The 17837-nt window shown below is 71.1% G+C and carries 15 protein-coding genes; 1 reads left to right on the top strand and 14 read right to left on the bottom strand.

Annotated features, from left to right (window positions below):
- Nucleotides 1–11 precede the first annotated feature (11 nt).
- From ACWDTS_RS22600 to glmS, 4 genes are all read right to left on the bottom strand, one after another.
- Nucleotides 12–1070 carry an alpha/beta fold hydrolase gene (locus ACWDTS_RS22600; RefSeq protein WP_197250654.1) on the bottom strand — a complete coding sequence of 353 codons (1059 nt, stop codon included), beginning with the start codon at nucleotides 1068–1070 and terminating at the stop codon, nucleotides 12–14.
- A complete protein-coding gene (gene alr / locus ACWDTS_RS22595; protein ID WP_450119070.1) occupies nucleotides 1067–2248 on the bottom strand; it encodes an alanine racemase in 1182 nt (393 codons plus the stop codon). The genes ACWDTS_RS22600 and alr overlap by 4 nt, the downstream gene beginning before the upstream one ends.
- 98 nt (nucleotides 2249–2346) lie before the next feature.
- A complete protein-coding gene (locus ACWDTS_RS22590) occupies nucleotides 2347–3780 on the bottom strand; it encodes an NAD(P)H-hydrate dehydratase (protein WP_450119069.1) in 1434 nt (477 codons plus the stop codon).
- Nucleotides 3781–3804: 24 nt separating this feature from the next.
- Nucleotides 3805–5670 (bottom strand): glutamine--fructose-6-phosphate transaminase (isomerizing), encoded by a 1866-nt coding sequence (glmS, locus tag ACWDTS_RS22585; protein WP_197250656.1) that lies wholly within the window; start codon nucleotides 5668–5670, stop codon nucleotides 3805–3807.
- A 114-nt stretch (nucleotides 5671–5784) separates the two neighbouring features.
- Between glmS and ACWDTS_RS22580 the strand changes: the two genes are divergently transcribed.
- Complete coding sequence (locus ACWDTS_RS22580; protein WP_248676420.1) at nucleotides 5785–6630, top strand: dienelactone hydrolase family protein; 846 nt, start codon at nucleotides 5785–5787, stop codon at nucleotides 6628–6630.
- Here the strand turns inward: ACWDTS_RS22580 and ACWDTS_RS22575 are convergent.
- The 10 genes from ACWDTS_RS22575 to eccCa all read right to left on the bottom strand — a co-directional run bounded on the left by ACWDTS_RS22575 (nucleotide 6603) and on the right by eccCa (nucleotide 17642).
- Complete coding sequence (locus tag ACWDTS_RS22575) at nucleotides 6603–6785, bottom strand: hypothetical protein (protein WP_450119068.1); 183 nt, start codon at nucleotides 6783–6785, stop codon at nucleotides 6603–6605. The genes ACWDTS_RS22580 and ACWDTS_RS22575 overlap by 28 nt on opposite strands.
- Nucleotides 6782–8158, bottom strand: a complete 1377-nt coding sequence (locus ACWDTS_RS22570) for a hypothetical protein (RefSeq protein WP_450119067.1) — start codon at nucleotides 8156–8158, stop codon at nucleotides 6782–6784. The genes ACWDTS_RS22575 and ACWDTS_RS22570 overlap by 4 nt, the downstream gene beginning before the upstream one ends.
- Complete coding sequence (locus ACWDTS_RS22565) at nucleotides 8155–8502, bottom strand: hypothetical protein (protein WP_450119066.1); 348 nt, start codon at nucleotides 8500–8502, stop codon at nucleotides 8155–8157. The genes ACWDTS_RS22570 and ACWDTS_RS22565 overlap by 4 nt, the downstream gene beginning before the upstream one ends.
- A gap of 94 nt (nucleotides 8503–8596) precedes the next feature.
- Nucleotides 8597–9934, bottom strand: coding sequence for a phosphoglucosamine mutase (gene glmM / locus ACWDTS_RS22560; RefSeq protein WP_450119065.1), 1338 nt, complete (start codon nucleotides 9932–9934; stop codon nucleotides 8597–8599).
- Between the two features lie 169 nt (nucleotides 9935–10103).
- Nucleotides 10104–10583 (bottom strand): 30S ribosomal protein S9, encoded by a 480-nt coding sequence (rpsI, locus tag ACWDTS_RS22555; RefSeq protein WP_374068702.1) that lies wholly within the window; start codon nucleotides 10581–10583, stop codon nucleotides 10104–10106.
- Between the two features lie 11 nt (nucleotides 10584–10594).
- On the bottom strand, nucleotides 10595–11038 hold the full coding sequence (gene rplM, locus ACWDTS_RS22550) for a 50S ribosomal protein L13 (RefSeq protein ID WP_197252551.1): 444 nt from the start codon (nucleotides 11036–11038) through the stop codon (nucleotides 10595–10597).
- Nucleotides 11039–11300: 262 nt separating this feature from the next.
- Nucleotides 11301–11597 (bottom strand): WXG100 family type VII secretion target, encoded by a 297-nt coding sequence (locus ACWDTS_RS22545; protein ID WP_450119064.1) that lies wholly within the window; start codon nucleotides 11595–11597, stop codon nucleotides 11301–11303.
- A 68-nt stretch (nucleotides 11598–11665) separates the two neighbouring features.
- Nucleotides 11666–12016: a WXG100 family type VII secretion target gene (locus tag ACWDTS_RS22540; RefSeq protein ID WP_248676422.1), complete on the bottom strand. Its 351-nt coding sequence runs from the start codon at nucleotides 12014–12016 to the stop codon at nucleotides 11666–11668.
- A 149-nt stretch (nucleotides 12017–12165) separates the two neighbouring features.
- Complete coding sequence (locus ACWDTS_RS22535; RefSeq protein WP_450119063.1) at nucleotides 12166–13626, bottom strand: type VII secretion-associated protein; 1461 nt, start codon at nucleotides 13624–13626, stop codon at nucleotides 12166–12168.
- Nucleotides 13623–17642 carry a type VII secretion protein EccCa gene (eccCa, locus tag ACWDTS_RS22530; protein WP_450119062.1) on the bottom strand — a complete coding sequence of 1340 codons (4020 nt, stop codon included), beginning with the start codon at nucleotides 17640–17642 and terminating at the stop codon, nucleotides 13623–13625. The genes ACWDTS_RS22535 and eccCa overlap by 4 nt, the downstream gene beginning before the upstream one ends.
- Nucleotides 17643–17837: the final 195 nt, after the last annotated feature.

The following is a 17837-nucleotide window of genomic DNA, read 5'->3' as shown; positions in this document are numbered from 1 at the left end:
CCTTCACGTGTTCAGACACCGACGGCCCGCCGGTTGCGCGCGTCGTATGCGAAGGCCCGCTGCACCAGCCGGTCCAAGGCCTTGCACACGACCTCCGGGAACTCGAGCTGGACGAGGTGCCCTGCGCCCCGCACCCGCTTGAGCTCGCAGTCCGGCAGACTCGCGGCGAGTTCCTCGGAGCCGGAGAACGGGATCACCATGTCGGCATCACCGCACAGCACCAGGACCGGCACCCTGCCGACGGTCGGCAGGGCGGCTGATTCGTCGTGCAGTTCCAGGGTGCGGAGGAAGTTGACGATGGTCAGCACCGACGTCTCGTTGAGCATGCGGTCGGAGAATTCCACCAGCCGCGGGCTCACGACCGTGCCGTACGAAGCGGCCCGCAGGATCGGCGAGACGATCGCCTTCGCGGTGCCGCGGGCGTACTGCACGAACCCGGGGGCGGTGCGGGCGGTATAACGGAACCCGTCGATCACCGGGTTCTCCAGGTTGCGGCCCAGCCCGGTCTTGCTCAGGCCGGCCGCGGTGGTCGAGAGCAGACCGACACCCACGATCCGGGAGTCGAACAGGTCGGGGCGCTGCGCGGCGAGCGCGATGGCGGTCATGCCACCCATCGAATGCCCGACGACCACGACGGGCCCGCCCGGGGTGGTCTCGTCGATGACGCGGCCGAGGTCGCGACCGAGTTGCGCGATGGTGCAGGACTTCGCTCCGGCGGCACCGGATTCGCCGTGCCCGCGCTGGTCGTAGAACACCATCCGGACGTCGCGGCCCCACCGTTCGGTGAGGTAACGCTGCTGCAGGTGCCAGGACTGCATGCGAAGGCAGTATCCGTGGACGAACACGACGGTCAGCGGGGCACGCGGGGATCCGAATTCGCGCACGGCGAGTTCGACCCCGTCCTCGGTGGTGACGATGCGCTTGGGCGCGGCCAGCATCGCGTCGAAGTCCTCGTCGGCGTAGATCTCGGGGGCGGGCATGCCCGCGGATCGCACCGCGTACAGGCCGGCCGCGGAGGCGAGGGTGGCCAGACTCGCGGCGAAAAGCCCCATCCTGCCCATCATGCTCATTCCGACCCGCCTCCTTCACCACCGATGTAGGTCCGTACGGTGCGTCCGCCGACGCCGGTCACGACCTCGTAGTTGATCGTGTCCAGCAGGTCCGCCCAGTCCTGGGCGTTGGGCTCTCCGTGGCGTCCGTCACCGAAGAACAACGCATGATCGCCTTCGCTTACTCCACCGCCGTCCGAGCCCAGGTCCACCACGATCTGGTCCATGCACACGCGGCCGACCTGGGGCCGGAGCCGGCCACCGAGGAACACCTCGAAGCGGCCGCTGAGATTCCTCCGGATTCCGTCCGCGTAGCCCATGGGCAACACCGCCACGGTGGTGTCCACCGGCGCGATCCAGTGATGCCCGTAGGACACCCCGGATCCTGCTGTCACCTTCTTCACGAGCGCCACCCTCGTCCGCAGCGTCATCACGGGCCGGAACCCGTAGTCACCGACCTCGGGAATCGGAGACAACCCGTACATCGCGATTCCGGGCCGAATCATGTCGAATCGCAGGTCGGGGCGGGTGACGGCGGCGGCGGAGTTCGACAGGTGCACCACTTCCGGGGCGGTGCCCTGCCGACGCAGATCGGCGACGGCCTCGATCAGCCGGTCCCGCTGCGCGTCGATCTCCGGGTGGTTGAGCTCGTCGGCGTGTGCGAGATGGGAGAACGCACCCCGGAACCGCACCGCGCCTTCCGCCTGCACGCGACCGAGGTCGCGCAGGAAGTCCTGCCATTCGTCGCGGGCGACGCCACCACGGTTGAGTCCGGTGTCGATCTTGACGGTGACCGTCGCGGTGATGCCGGTCTCGCGGGCGGCGGCGGCGACGGAGGCGAGATGACGGGGCGAGGACACACCGATCTCGACGCCGGCGGCGATCGCGGGCGCGAAATCGGCGTCGACGGTGTGCAGCCACGCCAGAATGGGCGCGTCGATGCCCGCCGCGCGCAGCTCCAGAGCTTCGGCGAGGGTCGTGACACCGAGTTCCCGCGCGCCGGCGGCGAGCGCCGCCTTCCCGACCTGCACAGCGCCGTGGTTGTAGGCGTCGGCCTTGACCACGGCCATCACCGCGGCGTTCCCCGCGTATTCGCGCAGCAGGCGAACGTTGTCCGCGACCGCATCCAGGTCGATCACCGCCTCGGCCTGGGGCTGGGCGTGTCGGTGCTGTTCCTGGGTGCGTGCTGCGGTGGTCATGATCTTCGATCCTGCCACTGCCCGATTCGCGCGCCGCGCGCTGGTGGTGGCGTTCCGATCACAATTCGGACATATATGACCACCACGCCGGTCCGGCGTCAATACCGGCGCAGCGTGCGCACCGCGGCCCTGACCTGCGACAGGATCGCGCTCGCGGACACCGGGGCGGCGCCCACTCCGTCACGGGCGGCGAGGTTCGCGGCGAGCGAGTGCGCCCGGGCACCGGCCGCAGCGGCGAGATCCGGTGCCATACCCGCCGACATGAGTGCCCCGATCAGACCGGACAGCACGTCGCCTGCGCCCGCGGTGGACGCCCACGAACCACCCGCGTCGTTGACGAACACGTGCCCGTCCGGACGGGCGATCAGCGTGGCCCGGCCCTTGAGGAGCACGTGGACCTGCCAGTCCGCGGCGAGCGCTCGCACAGCGGCCACCCGGTCCGGCTCCGGCCTCGACCCGGTCAGCCGGGCGAACTCCCCCGCGTGCGGGGTGAGCAGGGTCGGAGCCGGGCGGTCGCGCACCACGGAGGGGTCCCGCGCGATCAGTGTCAGTCCGTCCGCGTCGACGAGCACGGGCAGGTCGGTGGCCAGCACGTCCCGCAGGGTGCGCGCGGCCGTCTCGTCGGTGCCGGCGCCCGGACCGACGACCCAGGCCTGCGCGCGGCCGGCCGCGGCGAACGACGGTGCCGCCACGACCTCGGGATACCGGGCGAGGACCGCATCCGCTGCGGTCCCGGCGTACCGGACCATGCCGGAGGTCGCCGCGACCGCGGCGCCGGCGCACAGCACACCGGCACCCGGATAGGTGGCGCTGCCTGCGACGATGCCGACGACGCCCTGGCTGTACTTGTCGTCGTCGGGCCCCGGCACCGGCCAGATCGCGCCGATCTCGGAGGGTTCGGCGGCGACCAGGTCCGACACCGGCAGGTCCAGGCCGATGTCGACGAATTCGACGCGGCCGCACCGCGCCGTGGCGAGCGAGTGCACCGGTTTGAGGGCCCCGAACGCGACGGTGACCGCAGCGGTGACGGCCGGGCCGTCGACGGCGCCGGTGTCCGGGTCGACACCACTGGGGGTGTCGACGGCGATGATCGGGGCGGTGATCGCGTCGACCAGCGCCGCGGCCACCGGACGCAGCGGACCGCGGCCGGAGATGCCGACGATGCCGTCGAGCACCAGATCGGGGTCGCCGAGGGACTCCGGGACCGCCGGGGCCACACGTCCCCCGGCGGTCCGCAACGCGGACAGTCCGCCGGGGTGGGCCCGGTCGGGGGCGAGCAGCAGCGCGGTCACCGCGACGCCGCGGCGGCGCAGGAACGTTCCCGCCCACAGTGCGTCACCACCGTTGTCGCCGGACCCGACGAGCAGGACCACGCGCCGCCCTGCGATCCCGCCGGTGCGGGACCGCAGTTCCGCGGCGGCGACGCGAGCGAGACCGTGTGCGGCCCGGCGCATGAGCGTGCCCTCGGGCAGCGACGCGAGCAGCGGGGCCTCCGCGGCCCGGACCCGGTCGCACGGGTGGTAGCTGCGCATCACCCCTCCGATCGGAGCGCGGGTCTATTCGACCGTCACGGACTTGGCCAGGTTGCGGGGCTTGTCCACGTCGTAACCGCGTGCCTGCGCGACCTCGGCGGCGAAGACCTGCAACGGAACCGTCGACAGCAGCGGCTGCAGCAGCGACGGCGACGACGGGATCTCGATGAGATGGTCGGCGAACGGGCGCACGGTTTCGTCGCCCTCCTCGGCGATGACGACGGTGCGGGCGCCGCGCGCCTGGATCTCCCGGATATTGCTGAGCAGCTTGCTGTGCAGCACGGCCCGTCCCTTCGGGGACGGCATCACCACGATGACGGGCAGGCCGTCCTCGATGAGCGCGATGGGGCCGTGCTTGAGCTCACCGGCCGCGAAGCCCTCCGCGTGCATGTACGCGAGTTCCTTGAGCTTGAGGGCACCTTCGAGCGCGACGGGATAGCCGACGTGACGGCCCAGGAACAGCACCGCCGGAGACGCCGACAGTTCCCGGGCGAGCTCGCGCACCGGTTCCATCGTGGTGAGCAGCTGCGCGATGCGCGGAGGCATCGCCGCGAGATCCTCGTACTCGCGGGCCACCTCGTCGGGGTACTTGGTGCCGCGGGCCTGCGCCAGCGCCAGGCCGACGAGCAGGTTCGCCGCCATCTGCGCGAGAAACGCCTTCGTCGACGCAACGCCGATCTCCGGGCCGGTGCGGGTGTAGAGCACGGCGTCGGCCTCCCGCGGGATCTGCGCGCCGTTGGTGTTGCACACCGCGAGCACCCGCGCCTTCTGCTCCTTCGCGTGCCGGACGGCTTCGAGGGTGTCGGCGGTCTCACCGGACTGGGAGATCGCCACGACCAGCGTCGATCGGTCGAGCACAGGGTCGCGGTAGCGGAACTCGGACGCCAGCTCCACCTCCACGGGCAGGCGGGTCCAGTGCTCGATGGCGTACTTGGCGACGAGACCGGAATGGTAGGAACTGCCGCACGCGACGACGAACACCTTGTCGATCTCACGCAGTTCCTGATCGGACAGCCGCTGCTCGTCGAGCACGATGCGCCCGTCGACGAAGTGCCCGCGCAGCGTGTCCGCGACCGCTTCGGGCTGCTCCTCGATCTCCTTGAGCATGAAGTAGTCGTGACCGCCCTTCTCGGCGGCGGCGAGATCCCAGTCGATCGTGAACGGCTGCGTCGGCACGTCCGTGTTGCCGTCGAAATCGGTCACCACGTAGGAGTCCTTGGTGATGACGACGACCTGGTCCTGGCCCAGCTCGACGGCGTCGCGGGTGAACTCGATGAACGCCGCGACGTCGGAGGCGATGAACATCTCGCCGTCGCCGACACCGACGACCAGCGGCGTGGATCGCCGGGCCGCGACGATCGTGCCGGGCTGATCGGCGTGCGCGAACACGAGCGTGAAGGCGCCCTCGAGCCGGCGCAGCACGCTGCGGGCGCTCTCGACGAAGTCCCCGGCGGTGGGCCCCTCGGCGTAGGCGCGGGCCACCAGGTGCACGGCGACCTCGGTGTCGGTGTCGGACGCCAGTTCGACGCCCGCGTGCTCGAGTTCGGCGCGCAGCGGCGCGAAGTTCTCGATGATGCCGTTGTGGACGACCGCGACGCAGCCGGTCTTGTCGCGGTGCGGGTGCGCGTTGCGGTCGGTGGGGCGTCCGTGGGTCGCCCAGCGGGTGTGGCCCATGCCGGCCGTGCCCGCGAAGCGGTCCCGGCCGACCTCGTCGAGCTCGGCTTCGAGGTTCGCCAGCCGCCCGGCCTTCCGTTCGACGGCCAATCCGCCGCGACCGTCCAGGATTGCGATGCCCGCCGAGTCGTAACCTCGGTATTCCATACGCCGCAGTGCCTCCACCACGACGTCGAGAGCATTGCGGTGCCCGACATAACCCACGATTCCGCACATGGTTAGCAGGGTACTGGTCGACGACCCGGCGCCGACAACTCGTCGGGAACGCAATGGCCCGGGTCACGGCCGGTGCCGTACCGGGTCGGCGGGTGATCGGCTAACGTTCACGCCGTGGCGGCGAACCCGAAATCCTTGGCTCAGCAGCTTTCCCGGCGCGGACCCCATTCGGTCCTGCGTGGCGACCTGGCGCTGGCGGGTCAGCCAGGCGTCGTATACACCCCCGCCGAAGGATTCGGACTGCCCGCGGTGGCGTTCGGTCACGGCTGGCTGAGCGGGACCGCAAGCTACTCGGGCCTGCTCGAACATCTCGCGTCGTGGGGCATCGTCGCCGCGGCACCGAACACCGAGCGCGGTCCGGTTCCGTCGGCGCTGGGTCTGTCCACCGATCTCATCACCGTGCTCGACATCTGCACGAGCGTCCGGCTGGGCACGGGCCGGATCAGCGTGCACCCCGACCGGGTCGCCTTGGCGGGCCACGGACTGGGCGCGGGCGCGGCGGTGCTGGCCGCGTCCCGTCGTGACGTGGCGGCGGTGGCGGCACTGTTCCCGGCCCCGACCGCCCCGTCCGCCGCGGCGGTCGCGACCCGGGTCGATGCGCCCGGTCTGGTCCTCGTCGGCGCGAAGAGCCTCGGATCGATGAACAGCGACGCGGTCGCGGTCGCGAAGGCATGGGGCGGCGAGGTGCTGTTGCGGTCGGTGCACAAGGCCTCCGACGAGGGCCTCGTCGAGGGCCGCAAACTGCTGTCGTTCCTCGGGCTCGGCGGAGGTGAGCGCCGCACGCAGCAACGCACCCGCGCGCTGCTCACCGGTTTCCTGCTGCATCGCCTGACCGGCGACAAGACCTACGCGTGCTTCTCGGATCCGGAAGCGGAGATTCCGGGGTCCGAAGTGATCGCGGATCCGTCGCTGATCGAATCCGATCCGGTGACTCAGATCAGCCAGCTCTTGGGGCGGTAGTACGGCTCCTCGCTCTCCGGCTCCGGCTCCACCTCTCGGGACCGAGGCGGTGGCGCCGGCAGTTGCCGTGGCCTGCGGACCTCCTCGAGGTCGCCGAGCCGACGACCGGCCGCTCGGCGGTACGCGGCGACGATCCGCTCGATCTCCGCGTTCACAGCGGACCCGCCTCGGAAAGGACCACGCCGCCGTCCGGCACCTGCTCGGCGGATTCCGCGGGACCGCGATCGGCAGCCTCACGATCGGCAGCCTCACGATCGTCCCTGGCCACGGCACCGGCCCGACCCGGCACCCCGGGTCCGGGGACGGTGGTCGCCGCCGGTGATTCTTCTGCGGCCGGGACCGCGCGCAGGACGTCCGCGGGCGTGGCAGGAACCGCTGATGGTGTCGGCTGTTCCGGCGGCGGTACCACCTCGGCGGGCGGGGCGGGGTCCGTCGGCGGAACTGTTGCCGATTGCGGTTCGGGTGCCGGGTCGGGCACGACCACCGCGTGGTCCGGGACTTCGCCCGTAGCTGCCTCGACCATGTCGGTCGCTGCCTCGGCCCTCTCTGTCACTGCCTCGGCCCTCTCTGTCACTGCCTCGACGACAGCCGTTGCAAGCTCCACGACGGCCCCGGTCAGCTCCCCGACCGCCGTGGCCAGTTCGAGGCCCGATTCGACCAGCGATACCCCGGCCCGCAGCATGTCGGCCGGTGTAGCGCCGGGCGATCCCCAGGCAGGCACGATGTCGCGGGTCTCGTGGGCGTCGTGGGCTTCGGAGGCGCTGCGGCCGGCCGACGACAGGTCCGTGCCGACTCCGGGGAACCGGTGCTCGTCGAGATCGTCGAACGCGCGGGCCAGTTCGTCGAACACCGCACCGATCGCGCGGTCGGCGTCGTCGCACAGGCCGCCGAACACGGCGGCCGCGGTCTCGACTCCCGGAACGAACACCTCGTGCAACCAACGGCTGCACCACTGCGCGACCGCCGCGGAATCCCCTTCGGCGAGGCCGGTGGACCAGCGGGCGAGCTGTTCGCCGGTGGGGCCGGTGCCCGCCCCCGATGCCCCGGCGAGAACCGCGTCGACGTCCGCCGGACCCAGACCTCCGATCACCGGGTCGGCGAATGTCGCTGCAGCCCTTGATTTTTCGTCGACGATCGCGCCGATCGCGCTCGCCGCCGCGGCCAGCGTGTGCGCGAGGACACCGACCGTGTCGTGCAGCCGTCGTGACCGTTCGAGGTGGGCGGCGAGCGGGTCGGACGCGGAGCACGACGCGCCGCCCTCCCACACCGCCGGCACCGACGCGAGCCGATCGCGTTGCTCGTCGACGCCCGTGCCGAGCACCGACCACACCGTGCGCACGGCGTCGGCGTCGGACGCGAGCCGCGTGACGTCGAGTCCGCGTTGCGCGTCGTATCGGTCCGTCAGATCGGACATCGTGACGGTCGACGCCGCACCGATCCGATGTGCGCGCGGCAGGAACTCGGCGAAGAACCGGAGACCGACGGCACCGGCGTCGAGCAGGTCGTCGATACCGGCGGGACCGCTCACCGCGGGCCTCGCACGTCGGCGTCGATCCCGGTGAGCGCAGTCACCTGCCGATCCAGCTCGTACCCGTAGCCGTCGGCGGTACGACCCAGGAGGTCGGCGACGCCGGTCGCTTCGTCGGACCACGCCTCGAGCACCCGGCGCAGCCGACGGTAGCCCGCGTCCACCGCATCCCCGCGACCGCGATAACCCGGGCCCGCGGCACCCGCATCGAAGCAGAGTCCCCCCAGCGCACGCTGCCACTGCCGCTCGGTGCCGGCCACCGCGCGACCGAGACCAGCCGCGATCGCACGTACCTCCGGCACGTCCACCCGCACGCCGTCGGCGTTCGTTCTCCCGTGCCCCACGCGCACCTCCCCCGCGGCACCGCCACCGTGGCAGGGCCGTCGTAGGGATTGGACGCAGGCGCGGGGTCGTCGGTTCCCCTCGGACCGGAGCGACTCAGACTGCGGCGACCGCGTCGGCCAGACGATCGGCGAGGACCCGCGCCACGGTGTCGTCGGCCGCCTCGACCATGACGCGCACGAGCTGTTCGGTACCGGACGGACGCAGCAGCACCCGGCCGGTGTCGCCGAGTTCGTGCTCGGCGGCGGCAACAGCCTCGACGACGGCGGGGTGGCCCGCGACCGCCGTCTTGTCGGAGACGGGCACGTTGATCAGCACCTGAGGCAGGGTCCGCATCACCGACGCGAGGTCCGCGAGGGCCGAGCCTGTGACCGCCATGCGCTCCATCAGACGCAGACCGGTCAGCACCCCGTCACCGGTCGTGCCGTGGGAGGGGAAGACGATGTGGCCGGACTGTTCGCCGCCGAGGCTGAACGAGCCGCGCCGCAGTTCCTCGAGGACGTAACGGTCACCGACCCCGGCGGTCACGACCGTGATACCGGCCTCCCGCATCGCCAGGTGCAGACCGAGGTTGCTCATTACCGTCGCGACCAGCGTGTTCTCGTGCAGTTCCCCGCTGTCGCGCATCGCCAGCGCGAGGATCGCCATGATCGCGTCACCGTCGACGATCGACCCGGCGGCGTCGACGGCCAGGCAGCGGTCGGCGTCCCCGTCGTGCGCGAGCCCGAGGTCGGCGCCGTGCTCGACGACGGCCTTCTGCAACGCGTCGAGGTGCGTGGATCCGCAGTTGTCGTTGATGTTGAGGCCGTCCGGTTCCGCACCGATCGCGATGACCGTCGCACCGGCCTCGGCGTAGGCGGCAGGAGCGACCCGGGAGGCCGCGCCGTGGGCGCAGTCGACGACGACCTTCAGGCCCGCGAGCGGGGCTGTGGTCGCGCCGGCCAGATGCTCGAGGTAGCGGGCGGTCGCGTCGGTGGCGACGCGGACCCGTCCGATGCCGGCACCGGTGGGCCGCTCGGGCGTCTGCTCGCCGTGCAGCAGCGCCTCGATACGGTCCTCGACGGCGTCTTCGAGTTTGTGGCCGCCGGCCGCGAAGATCTTGATGCCGTTGTCCGGCATGGGATTGTGCGACGCGGAGATCATCACCCCGAGGTCGGCGGCGTAGGCGTCCGTCAGGTAGGCGACCGCGGGGGTCGGCAGCACCCCGACCGACAGCACGTCGACACCGGCGGCGGTCAGGCCCGCGGTCACGGCCGCGTCCAGCATCTCGCCGCTCGCGCGGGGGTCCCGGCCCACGACCGCGACCGGTCTGCGCCCGTCGGTACCGGCCGCGAGCACCGCGGCCGCGGCACCTGCGATCCGGACGGCGAGTTCCACCGTCAACTTCGCGTTCGCAAGACCGCGAACACCGTCGGTACCGAACAACCGCCCCATGGACAACCTCTCGTGTCGTAGATCCGGCGAGCCCCCGCCGGGAGAACCGCCCGAGCGAACAGGGCGGGAATGCACAAGAGCAGGCGTCCGGTAGGAGTTCTCTACCGGCGCCTGCTCTCGTGGTCGAACAGGTGCCGAGGCCGACCACGGGGTCAGCGTCGGCAACACATCAGCGCTTGGAGTACTGAGGTGCCTTGCGGGCCTTCTTCAGGCCGTACTTCTTGCGCTCGGTGGCGCGGGCGTCACGCGTGAGGAAGCCGGCGCGCTTGAGAGCCGGACGATCCTCGGGCGAGACCTCGATCAGCGCACGCGCGATGGCGAGACGCAGCGCGCCGGCCTGGCCGGACGGGCCGCCGCCGGTGAGGCGAGCGTGGATGTCGAACGACTCGGTGCGCTCGACGGTGACCAGCGGGGACTTCACGAGCTGCTGGTGCACCTTGTTCGGGAAGTAGTCCTCGATGGTGCGGCCGTTGAGCACGAAGTTGCCGGAGCCGGGCACGAGGCGGACGCGGACGACGGCCTCCTTGCGGCGGCCGACGGTCTGGACCGGACGGTCGAGCACGATCGGGGCGGGCGCAGCGGCGACCTCGTCGACCGCGTACTCCTCGACCACGTTCTCGACCGAGTCGTCGCCGTACTCTTCGTTCACGTTCTGCTCAGTCACTGGGCCACCTGCTTGATCTCGAACGGAACCGGCTGCTGCGCGGCGTGCGGGTGGTTCGGGCCCGCGTAGACCTTCAGCTTCTTCGCGATGGCGCGGCCGAGCTTGTTCTTCGGGAGCATGCCGGTGACGGCCTTCTCCACGAGGCGGTCGGGGTTCTTGTCGAGAACCTCGCCCACCGAACGCGCGCGGAGACCACCCGGGTGGCCCGAGTGGTGGTAGAGGAACTTGTCGGTCCGCTTGTTGCCGGAGATGGCAACCTTGTCGGCGTTGATGATGACGACGAAGTCACCGCCGTCGACATGCGGAGCAAAAGTGGGCTTGTGCTTGCCGCGGAGCAGGTTCGCCGCCTGCACCGCGAGGCGGCCGAGCACCACGTCAGTGGCGTCGATGACGTGCCACTGGCGGGTCACGTCGCCGGCCTTCGGTGTGTACGTAGACACAGATCTTCCTCGTCTATCGTTTCGCTGCTGGCCCGCGCATCGCCGATGATCACCCTCGGCGGCCAGTTGAGACCCGAGAAGCGACGTCCACCGGGCACGAGGCCACGGCAGCGCACGACACGCCAAACGGACACGATACCGGTCCGGCCACGGGGCGGTCAAAACAGCCCGTCGGGCAGGCGCACGGAACCGCGACGCCCCGGCGGCCTCTCCACCACCGGGACGTCGCGGCCCACACGGATGTGTCACACGACCAGAGGCATCACCTCGAACCCCACTGGCGGGTGAGCCCGTCTTCGAGATCGACCATGTTCCGGTTGCCGGTCGCGACCGACGCGCCGATCTGCCCGAGAATGAAGTTCAGCTCGAAGGCAGCGGTGTTCCACTTGGTCTGCGACTTGTAGTACTCCTCCTGGGCGGTGCCGTCCCAGGTCTGCACGAACCGCTCGGCCGTCGTTCCGACGGTGTCGAGCTCGTCGTTCATCGCGCTCTGCAGCGCGGTGAGGTCCTTGTACACCTGATGGACACCCGCGAATTCCTGCCTGATCTGTTTGACCACGGTCCTGTTCTCCCTGCCTCAGTCGATCCGAACTGCCCTGTCGATCCGAACTCTGCGCGCGGTGGCGATCAGGTGTAGCTGCCCTTGAGGGTGCTGCCGACGTCGGCGATCGCGCGTGCCTGCTCCTCGACCGCCTGCTCGTACGAGTGCCCGTTGGTCCGGATACCGGCGGCGATCTCCTCGAGCGCATCGTTCATGTTCCGGGAAGCCTTGTCCCAGTCCGCCATCACGATCCCGAACATCTCCTGCGAGTCGCCGCCCCACACGTCGCCGGACCGCCCGACGATCGTCTTGAGCTGAGCGAGAATGTCGCCGAGCACCTCGCGCGAGTTGTCGATCTGCTGCGCCGCGCCCAGCATCTCCGCGACATCGGCGACAACCTGCTGACCGCCCGTCCCACCGTCCTGCACATCGGACATTTCCGTTTCCCTCCTCGTTCTCCGCACCGGGACCGGACCCGGTTCCCCCTGCGGTCCGGGCCGGATTGCGCCCTACACCTGGTTGGACGTCACCTGTGTCCGATCGGTTCCCCTCGAACCGAAAACTCGTCGGGCCGGATGTTCCGGCGCTACTCGACCGCGAGTGTGTGGACGGCCTGCTCGCATTCCTTGCCGATCCCGGCCCACTCCCCCACCAGGAACTGGCAGCCCACCGCGACCTGCCATCCACGGTCGACGACCACGAACCAGCGCACCGTCGAGAACTCTTCGGGCACTTCGGTGTAGGCGATGACCGACCGGTCCCCGAAGGTGGTGTCGGCGTCGAGGTCGCGGATGATCCCGCCGCGTTCGGCAGCCCGGCGTTCGAGCACGCCAGCGACCGCGGCCTCGTCCATGCCGTCCCGGAGTCGGCTGTGCACCACCACGATCCGCCGGTCCTCGCCGCCGCCGGGAACGAGTTCGCTGCGTCCGCCACCGGTGCGTGCACCGCCGGTGTCGCCGGTGTCGCCGATGTCCCGGAGCCGCCACTGCTCGGGTAACTCGATGCGCACCGGACCCAGTTCGAATCGGGTCGACGGCGCGCGCGTCGACGGCACCGCCGCGGTCGGCACCGCACTCCCGGCCTCCTCCGCGACCGCGTCGGTCTCCGGTGGAGCGATCGTTCCCGCGTCGCGCCCGAGGAGCACCCCACAGGCCACAGCGACGGTCGCGACGACGGCGGCGAGAACCCCCCACCCTCGCGCCGGCGGACGCGGTGGCGGTTCCGCCGCGCGCACATCGGCCAGCCACTGCGCCGTCGTCGGGACGGTGGACACCGGGACCACCGCGGCGGACGGGGCCGTGAGAGCGGCGAGCATCTCCGACGCGGCGACCGGCACGACCCGGATGCCGCGGCCGAGCCGCTCGCGGATCTGCTCGCACAGCGCTGCGCCGGACGGTTCACCCGGAACACCCGCGACGATCAGGACGTCCGGATCGACGGGACCGGCGACGGAGCCGATCAGTTCCTCGAAGCGCGCGAAACCGTGCGCAGTGTCCAGATCCGTGGCGCCGAGGTGGCTGTCCACCGCGGTGCGGTCGACGGGCGGCGTCATGTCCGACGCCGGGGCCGCTCCGAGCAGCGACGCGGTGATCTCGCCGTCCGCCACCTCGACGACGACACAGCGTTCCACCGCCGACGCGGTCACCGCCTGCCGCGCCGCGACCGCCGCCGCGGTGAGGACGGCGTTGCGGGCGACGTTTCGCGCTGCGGTGTGGGCGATCTCGCGGCGCCGTTCGCTCCATCGAGTCGGATACACCATCGTGACGGTGCCCGCGTCCGGGGGCGCGGAGACCGCGGCCGCCGCGTACTGCACCAGCCCGGTCAGTGCGCCGGTCAGGTCGGGGCCGTCCTCGGTGCCGGGCCGGTCCCCGATCCGGGCGACGACGTCGAGGTGGGTCTCGGACGGGCGGCGCGCGGCCGCTTCCGCGAACACGAATCCGTCGCCGATGTCCGCGGCGAGCGCGGGACAGTCGAGCGTGACGTCCACCCACCGCGCGAAGACCCGGCCGGGCGCCAGGAGCAGGCCGAGCGTGTCGGGGTGGCTCACTGTTCGGGGACCCACGCGACCTGGACGAGCGATTCGCCGCTGCGCTGCACCATGATGCCCCGTCCCGGCGGCATCCGGCTCGGCCGGATCGCGCCGAGAAGTGCTCCTTCGTCGCGGTTTCCGCTCATGATCAGACCCGCCGACGACAGCTCGCGCAGCCGTCCGATCACCGGTTCGAACAGCGCACGTCCCGCGCCGCCGGAGCGGCGGGCGATCACGAGGTGCAGACCGATGTCCTTCCCGTGCGGCAGGTACTCGACCAGCGGCGCCAGCGGATTCTGGCTCGAGGTGGCGACCATGTCGTAGTCGTCGACGACGACGAAGACCTCCGGCCCCGTCCACCACGATCGGTCCCGCAGCTGCTGCTGGGTGGTGTCCGGGCCGGGCAGCCGCTTCTCGAACACCGCGGCCAGGTCCCGGGCCATCGCGGCGAGCACCGCCGCGGACGGCGCGTATCCCCCGAGATGATCGCCTTCGACGACACCGAGCATGGTGCGCCGGTAGTCGCCGACGACGATGCGGGCCTGGGCGCCGGTGTTCGATTCCATGAGGCCCCGGCAGATCCCCCGCAGCAGCGCGGTCTTGCCGCAGCCGGAGTCCCCGAACACCAGCAGGTGGGGGTTCTCCGCGAAGTCGAGCCACACCGGCGCGAGCTCCGCCTCGTCGATTCCGATCGGGATCCGCAGCCGCTCCGCCGTCGGCGCGTGTGCCGACGCGGGGGTGCCGGCCGGAAGTGCGGCGAGCAGCGCCCGGTGTTCGACGAGTTCCGGCAGCATCCGCACCGGCGGTGCCGGACGGCCCGGCGTCGCCGCCGAGATCGCGTCCACAGCGGCCGCCACCGCCGCCCCGAGGTCGTCCGCATCGGAACCGCCGTCGACGCGGGGCAGCGCCGAGAGCACGTGCAGTCCCTCGCGGTCGATGCCGCGTCCGGGCCGGTTAGCCGGGACGGTCTCCGCCTTCTTCCGGCCGAATTCCGAATCCGCCGGATCACCGAGGCGCAGTTCGAGGCGGGTACCGAGGTGGTCGCGCATCGCGGGCCGCACATCCCCCCAGCGTGGAGCGGAGACCACGACATGGATCCCGTAGGACAGGCCCTGCGCCGCAAGGATGCCGATCGGATGCTCGAGGGCTTCGAAATCGTTCCGGATGCTGGGCCACCCGTCGATGACGAGGAAGACGTCGCCGAAGGGGTCGGCGGACGTGTCCACGAGCCGGTCGCCGCGCAGCCGGCGCAGCTGCGCCATCGACTCGATCCCCCATTCGGCGAAGATCCGTTCGCGGCGCCGCAGCAAGCCGGTCATCTCCGCGACGGTGCGGCGCACCCGGTCGGCGTCGAGCCGGCCCGCGACCGAGCCGACGTGCGGCAGTCCCGCCAGCCCGGCGAGTGTGCCGCCACCGAAGTCCAGGCAGTAGAACTGGACCTGTTCGGCGGTGTGGGTCATCGCCATCGACATGATCAGGGTGCGCAGCATCGTCGATTTCCCGGAGCGGGGGCCACCGACCACCACGGCGTTGCCCGCCGCGCCCGCCAGGTCGACGACGAGCGGGTCCCGGCGCTGATCGAAGGGCCGGTCCACGATGCCGATCGGGGTGCGCAGGGTGGCGTGCCGCAGCGTCTCACCGGTCAGCAGCGACCGCGGCACGATCCGGTCGAGACTCGGTGACTCGTCGAGCGGCGGCAGCCATACCTCGTGCGCGGGCAGGCCGTGGCCGTGGACCCGGTCGACGAGAACGTCGAGCACCGTGCGGCCGTCCGGCACCGGGTCCGGGACGGTCGCGTCGGGGACCGGCATCGGCGGGGGCAGCTCGGTGGGCACCTCCCGCGCCGTGAACAGCCGGGGCCGGGCCGCACCGGGTCCGCGGGTGCCCGGGTTCCGGTGCGCGGCGCGGCCGGGTTCGTAGGGGCCGGAGACGTAGGCTGCGGCGAACCGCACGATCTCCGCGGAATCGCACTTGAGATAACCGGCGCCCGGCGACGACGGCAGGTGGTAGGCGTCCGGCACACCGAGCACACTGCGGGATTCGTTCGCCGAGAACGTCTTCAGTCCGATCCGGTAGGACAGATGACTGTCGAGACCGCGCAACCTACCCTCGTCGAGGCGCTGGCTGGCGAGCAGCAGGTGCATGTGCAGCGACCGGCCGAGCCGGCCGATGGCGGCGAACAGATCAGCGAAATCCGGTTGCTGGGTGAGCAATTCGGAGAACTCGTCGACGACGATGAACAGCGCGGGAAGCGGCGCCAGCGGCGCTCCCGACGCCCGCGCCCGCTCGTAGTCCCCCACGTTCGCGAAATTGCCTGCAGCGCGGAGCAATTCCTGCCTGCGATTCATCTCGCCCTCGAGGGCGTCCTTCATCCGGTCCACCATCGCCAGTTCGTCGGCGAGGTTGGTGATGACGGCGGCCACGTGCGGTGCCCGGTCCAGACCGAGGAACGTGGCGCCGCCCTTGAAGTCGACGAGCACGAGGTTCAACGCGTCGGGTGCGTGCGTCGCGATCAGGCCCAGCACGAGTGTTCGCAGAAACTCCGATTTTCCGGAGCCCGTGGCCCCGATGCACAATCCGTGCGGCCCCATGCCGTTCTCCGCGGCTTCCTTCAGATCCAGTTCGACCGGGGCGCCGTCGACACCCACACCGATGGGGACCCGCAGCCGGTCCCGGCCCCGCCGCGGCACCCAGGCCCGGGCGGGGTCGAATTGCGCCGGATCGCCGAGACCGAGCAGGTCCTGCCAGGTCGACGGCCGTTCGTCGCCACCTCCGTTGTCACCGGCCGTCACCGCGGAGATCCGGTAGGGAGCCAGACACCGGGCCATGGTCTGGGCCTGTGCGACGCTCAGTCCGTCCGCCCGCGCGAACGTCTCCACCGTGCTGCCCGCCCGGGCACCCAGATTCCCGCCGTCCGATTCCGTGCCGTCCGACTCGCTGCCGTCGATGACCAATTGAAGCCCCCGGGTCGCGGCGAGCCGAGGCACGAACCGGCACAGATCGAGCACCACGACCGAATCGATCCCGCCGTCGTCGAAGACACCGGAACCGGACCCGTGGACGCCGCCGTCGACCACGACGACGATCTGCGGCACGCCCTCCACCGCGGGGGCGTTGCGCGCGAAACGGCCGCGCATCGCCAGCTGCGGTCCGAAGACCGTCTCGAGTTCGAGCATCGAACCGAACACGGTCCGCGCGCTTCCCGCTCCGTCGCGCATCTCCGGATGCTGGGCGTGGGGAAGCCATTTCACCCATTCCCACTCCGCCGCGGTGTCGGGGCCGCACACCACCGCGACCTGCAGCACATCCGGTCCGTGAAAGGTGCACAGCTGCACCAGCATCGCCCGGGTGAGCCGCCGCGCGGCATCCCGGTCACCGTCGATCGCGACCACGGGGAAACCCCGCAACGACACCGCGGTCGGCAACGCGGCCACCACCGAATGGGTGCGCACGAACCGGCGCAACGACACGGCCGCAATCGGTTCGAGGTCCTCGACCGGACCGGTCTCGGGCGGGATCAGCCGTGTCGCGAGTCGTTGACCGCCGAGGCCGACGCGCACATGGCAGTAGTCCGCATCCGTCACCCGCCGTTCCCACATGCGCACCGTTCCGGCGAGGGTCCAGGCCAGTGCCGGGTCCGGGTGTGACCACTCGAGTGCCCGGCGCTGCCGGTCACCGGTGTCGGTCACGTCCCGGCGCAACTGATCGAGGTACCGCAGATAGTCCTTGCGATCCTCGTTCGCCTCCGCGCTGCGCGCTCCACCCCCACGACCGCCGCCGGCGAGCATCCCGAGCACCGACACCATCATCATGACGGGGAAGATCAGCGACATCGGGTTGCGGGCCATCCCGGAGGTGAACATCAACGCGACCATGCCGATCATCGCGGCGACCATCACCAGCGGCAGCAACTTCATCAGCAGGTTACCCGGGGTCGCGCGTGGAATCTCCGGTGGCGCTTGCAGACTCACCTCACCGCCCGGGATGCGCGGTGCCTCCCGACGGGCCCTGCGCACGAACCGCACCGTACTCACGGCAAACTCCCCCCGACCGCCTTCGTCCCCCACGGCCGCCCCCGCGCCCGCCGTCCCACGGTCGACGAAGGGTAACGCATCCCGCCCCGCGCCCGGCGTCCGTCCCTCGGATGTCGTATCGTCTGCGGCGGGTTCGGTCCGTCCGCAGGGGAAATTCGACGCGCCGGACCGGAACACTCGATGCGACTGGGGGGA

The sequence above is a fragment of the Rhodococcus sp. NPDC003383 genome (assembly GCF_053589115.1).
The sequence above is the reverse complement of the archived record's forward strand: the minus strand, read 5'-3'. Positions and strand labels throughout refer to the sequence as shown.

Coding starts and splice junctions, on each gene's coding strand:
- glmM (WP_450119065.1), bottom strand. CDS start 9,934: ATGGGGCGGTTGTTCGGTACCGACGGTGTTCGCGGTCTTGCGAACGCG.
- glmS (WP_197250656.1), bottom strand. CDS start 5,670: ATGTGCGGAATCGTGGGTTATGTCGGGCACCGCAATGCTCTCGACGTC.
- alr (WP_450119070.1), bottom strand. CDS start 2,248: ATGACCACCGCAGCACGCACCCAGGAACAGCACCGACACGCCCAGCCC.
- ACWDTS_RS22540 (WP_248676422.1), bottom strand. CDS start 12,016: ATGTCCGATGTGCAGGACGGTGGGACGGGCGGTCAGCAGGTTGTCGCC.
- ACWDTS_RS22600 (WP_197250654.1), bottom strand. CDS start 1,070: ATGAGCATGATGGGCAGGATGGGGCTTTTCGCCGCGAGTCTGGCCACC.
- ACWDTS_RS22590 (WP_450119069.1), bottom strand. CDS start 3,780: ATGCGCAGCTACCACCCGTGCGACCGGGTCCGGGCCGCGGAGGCCCCG.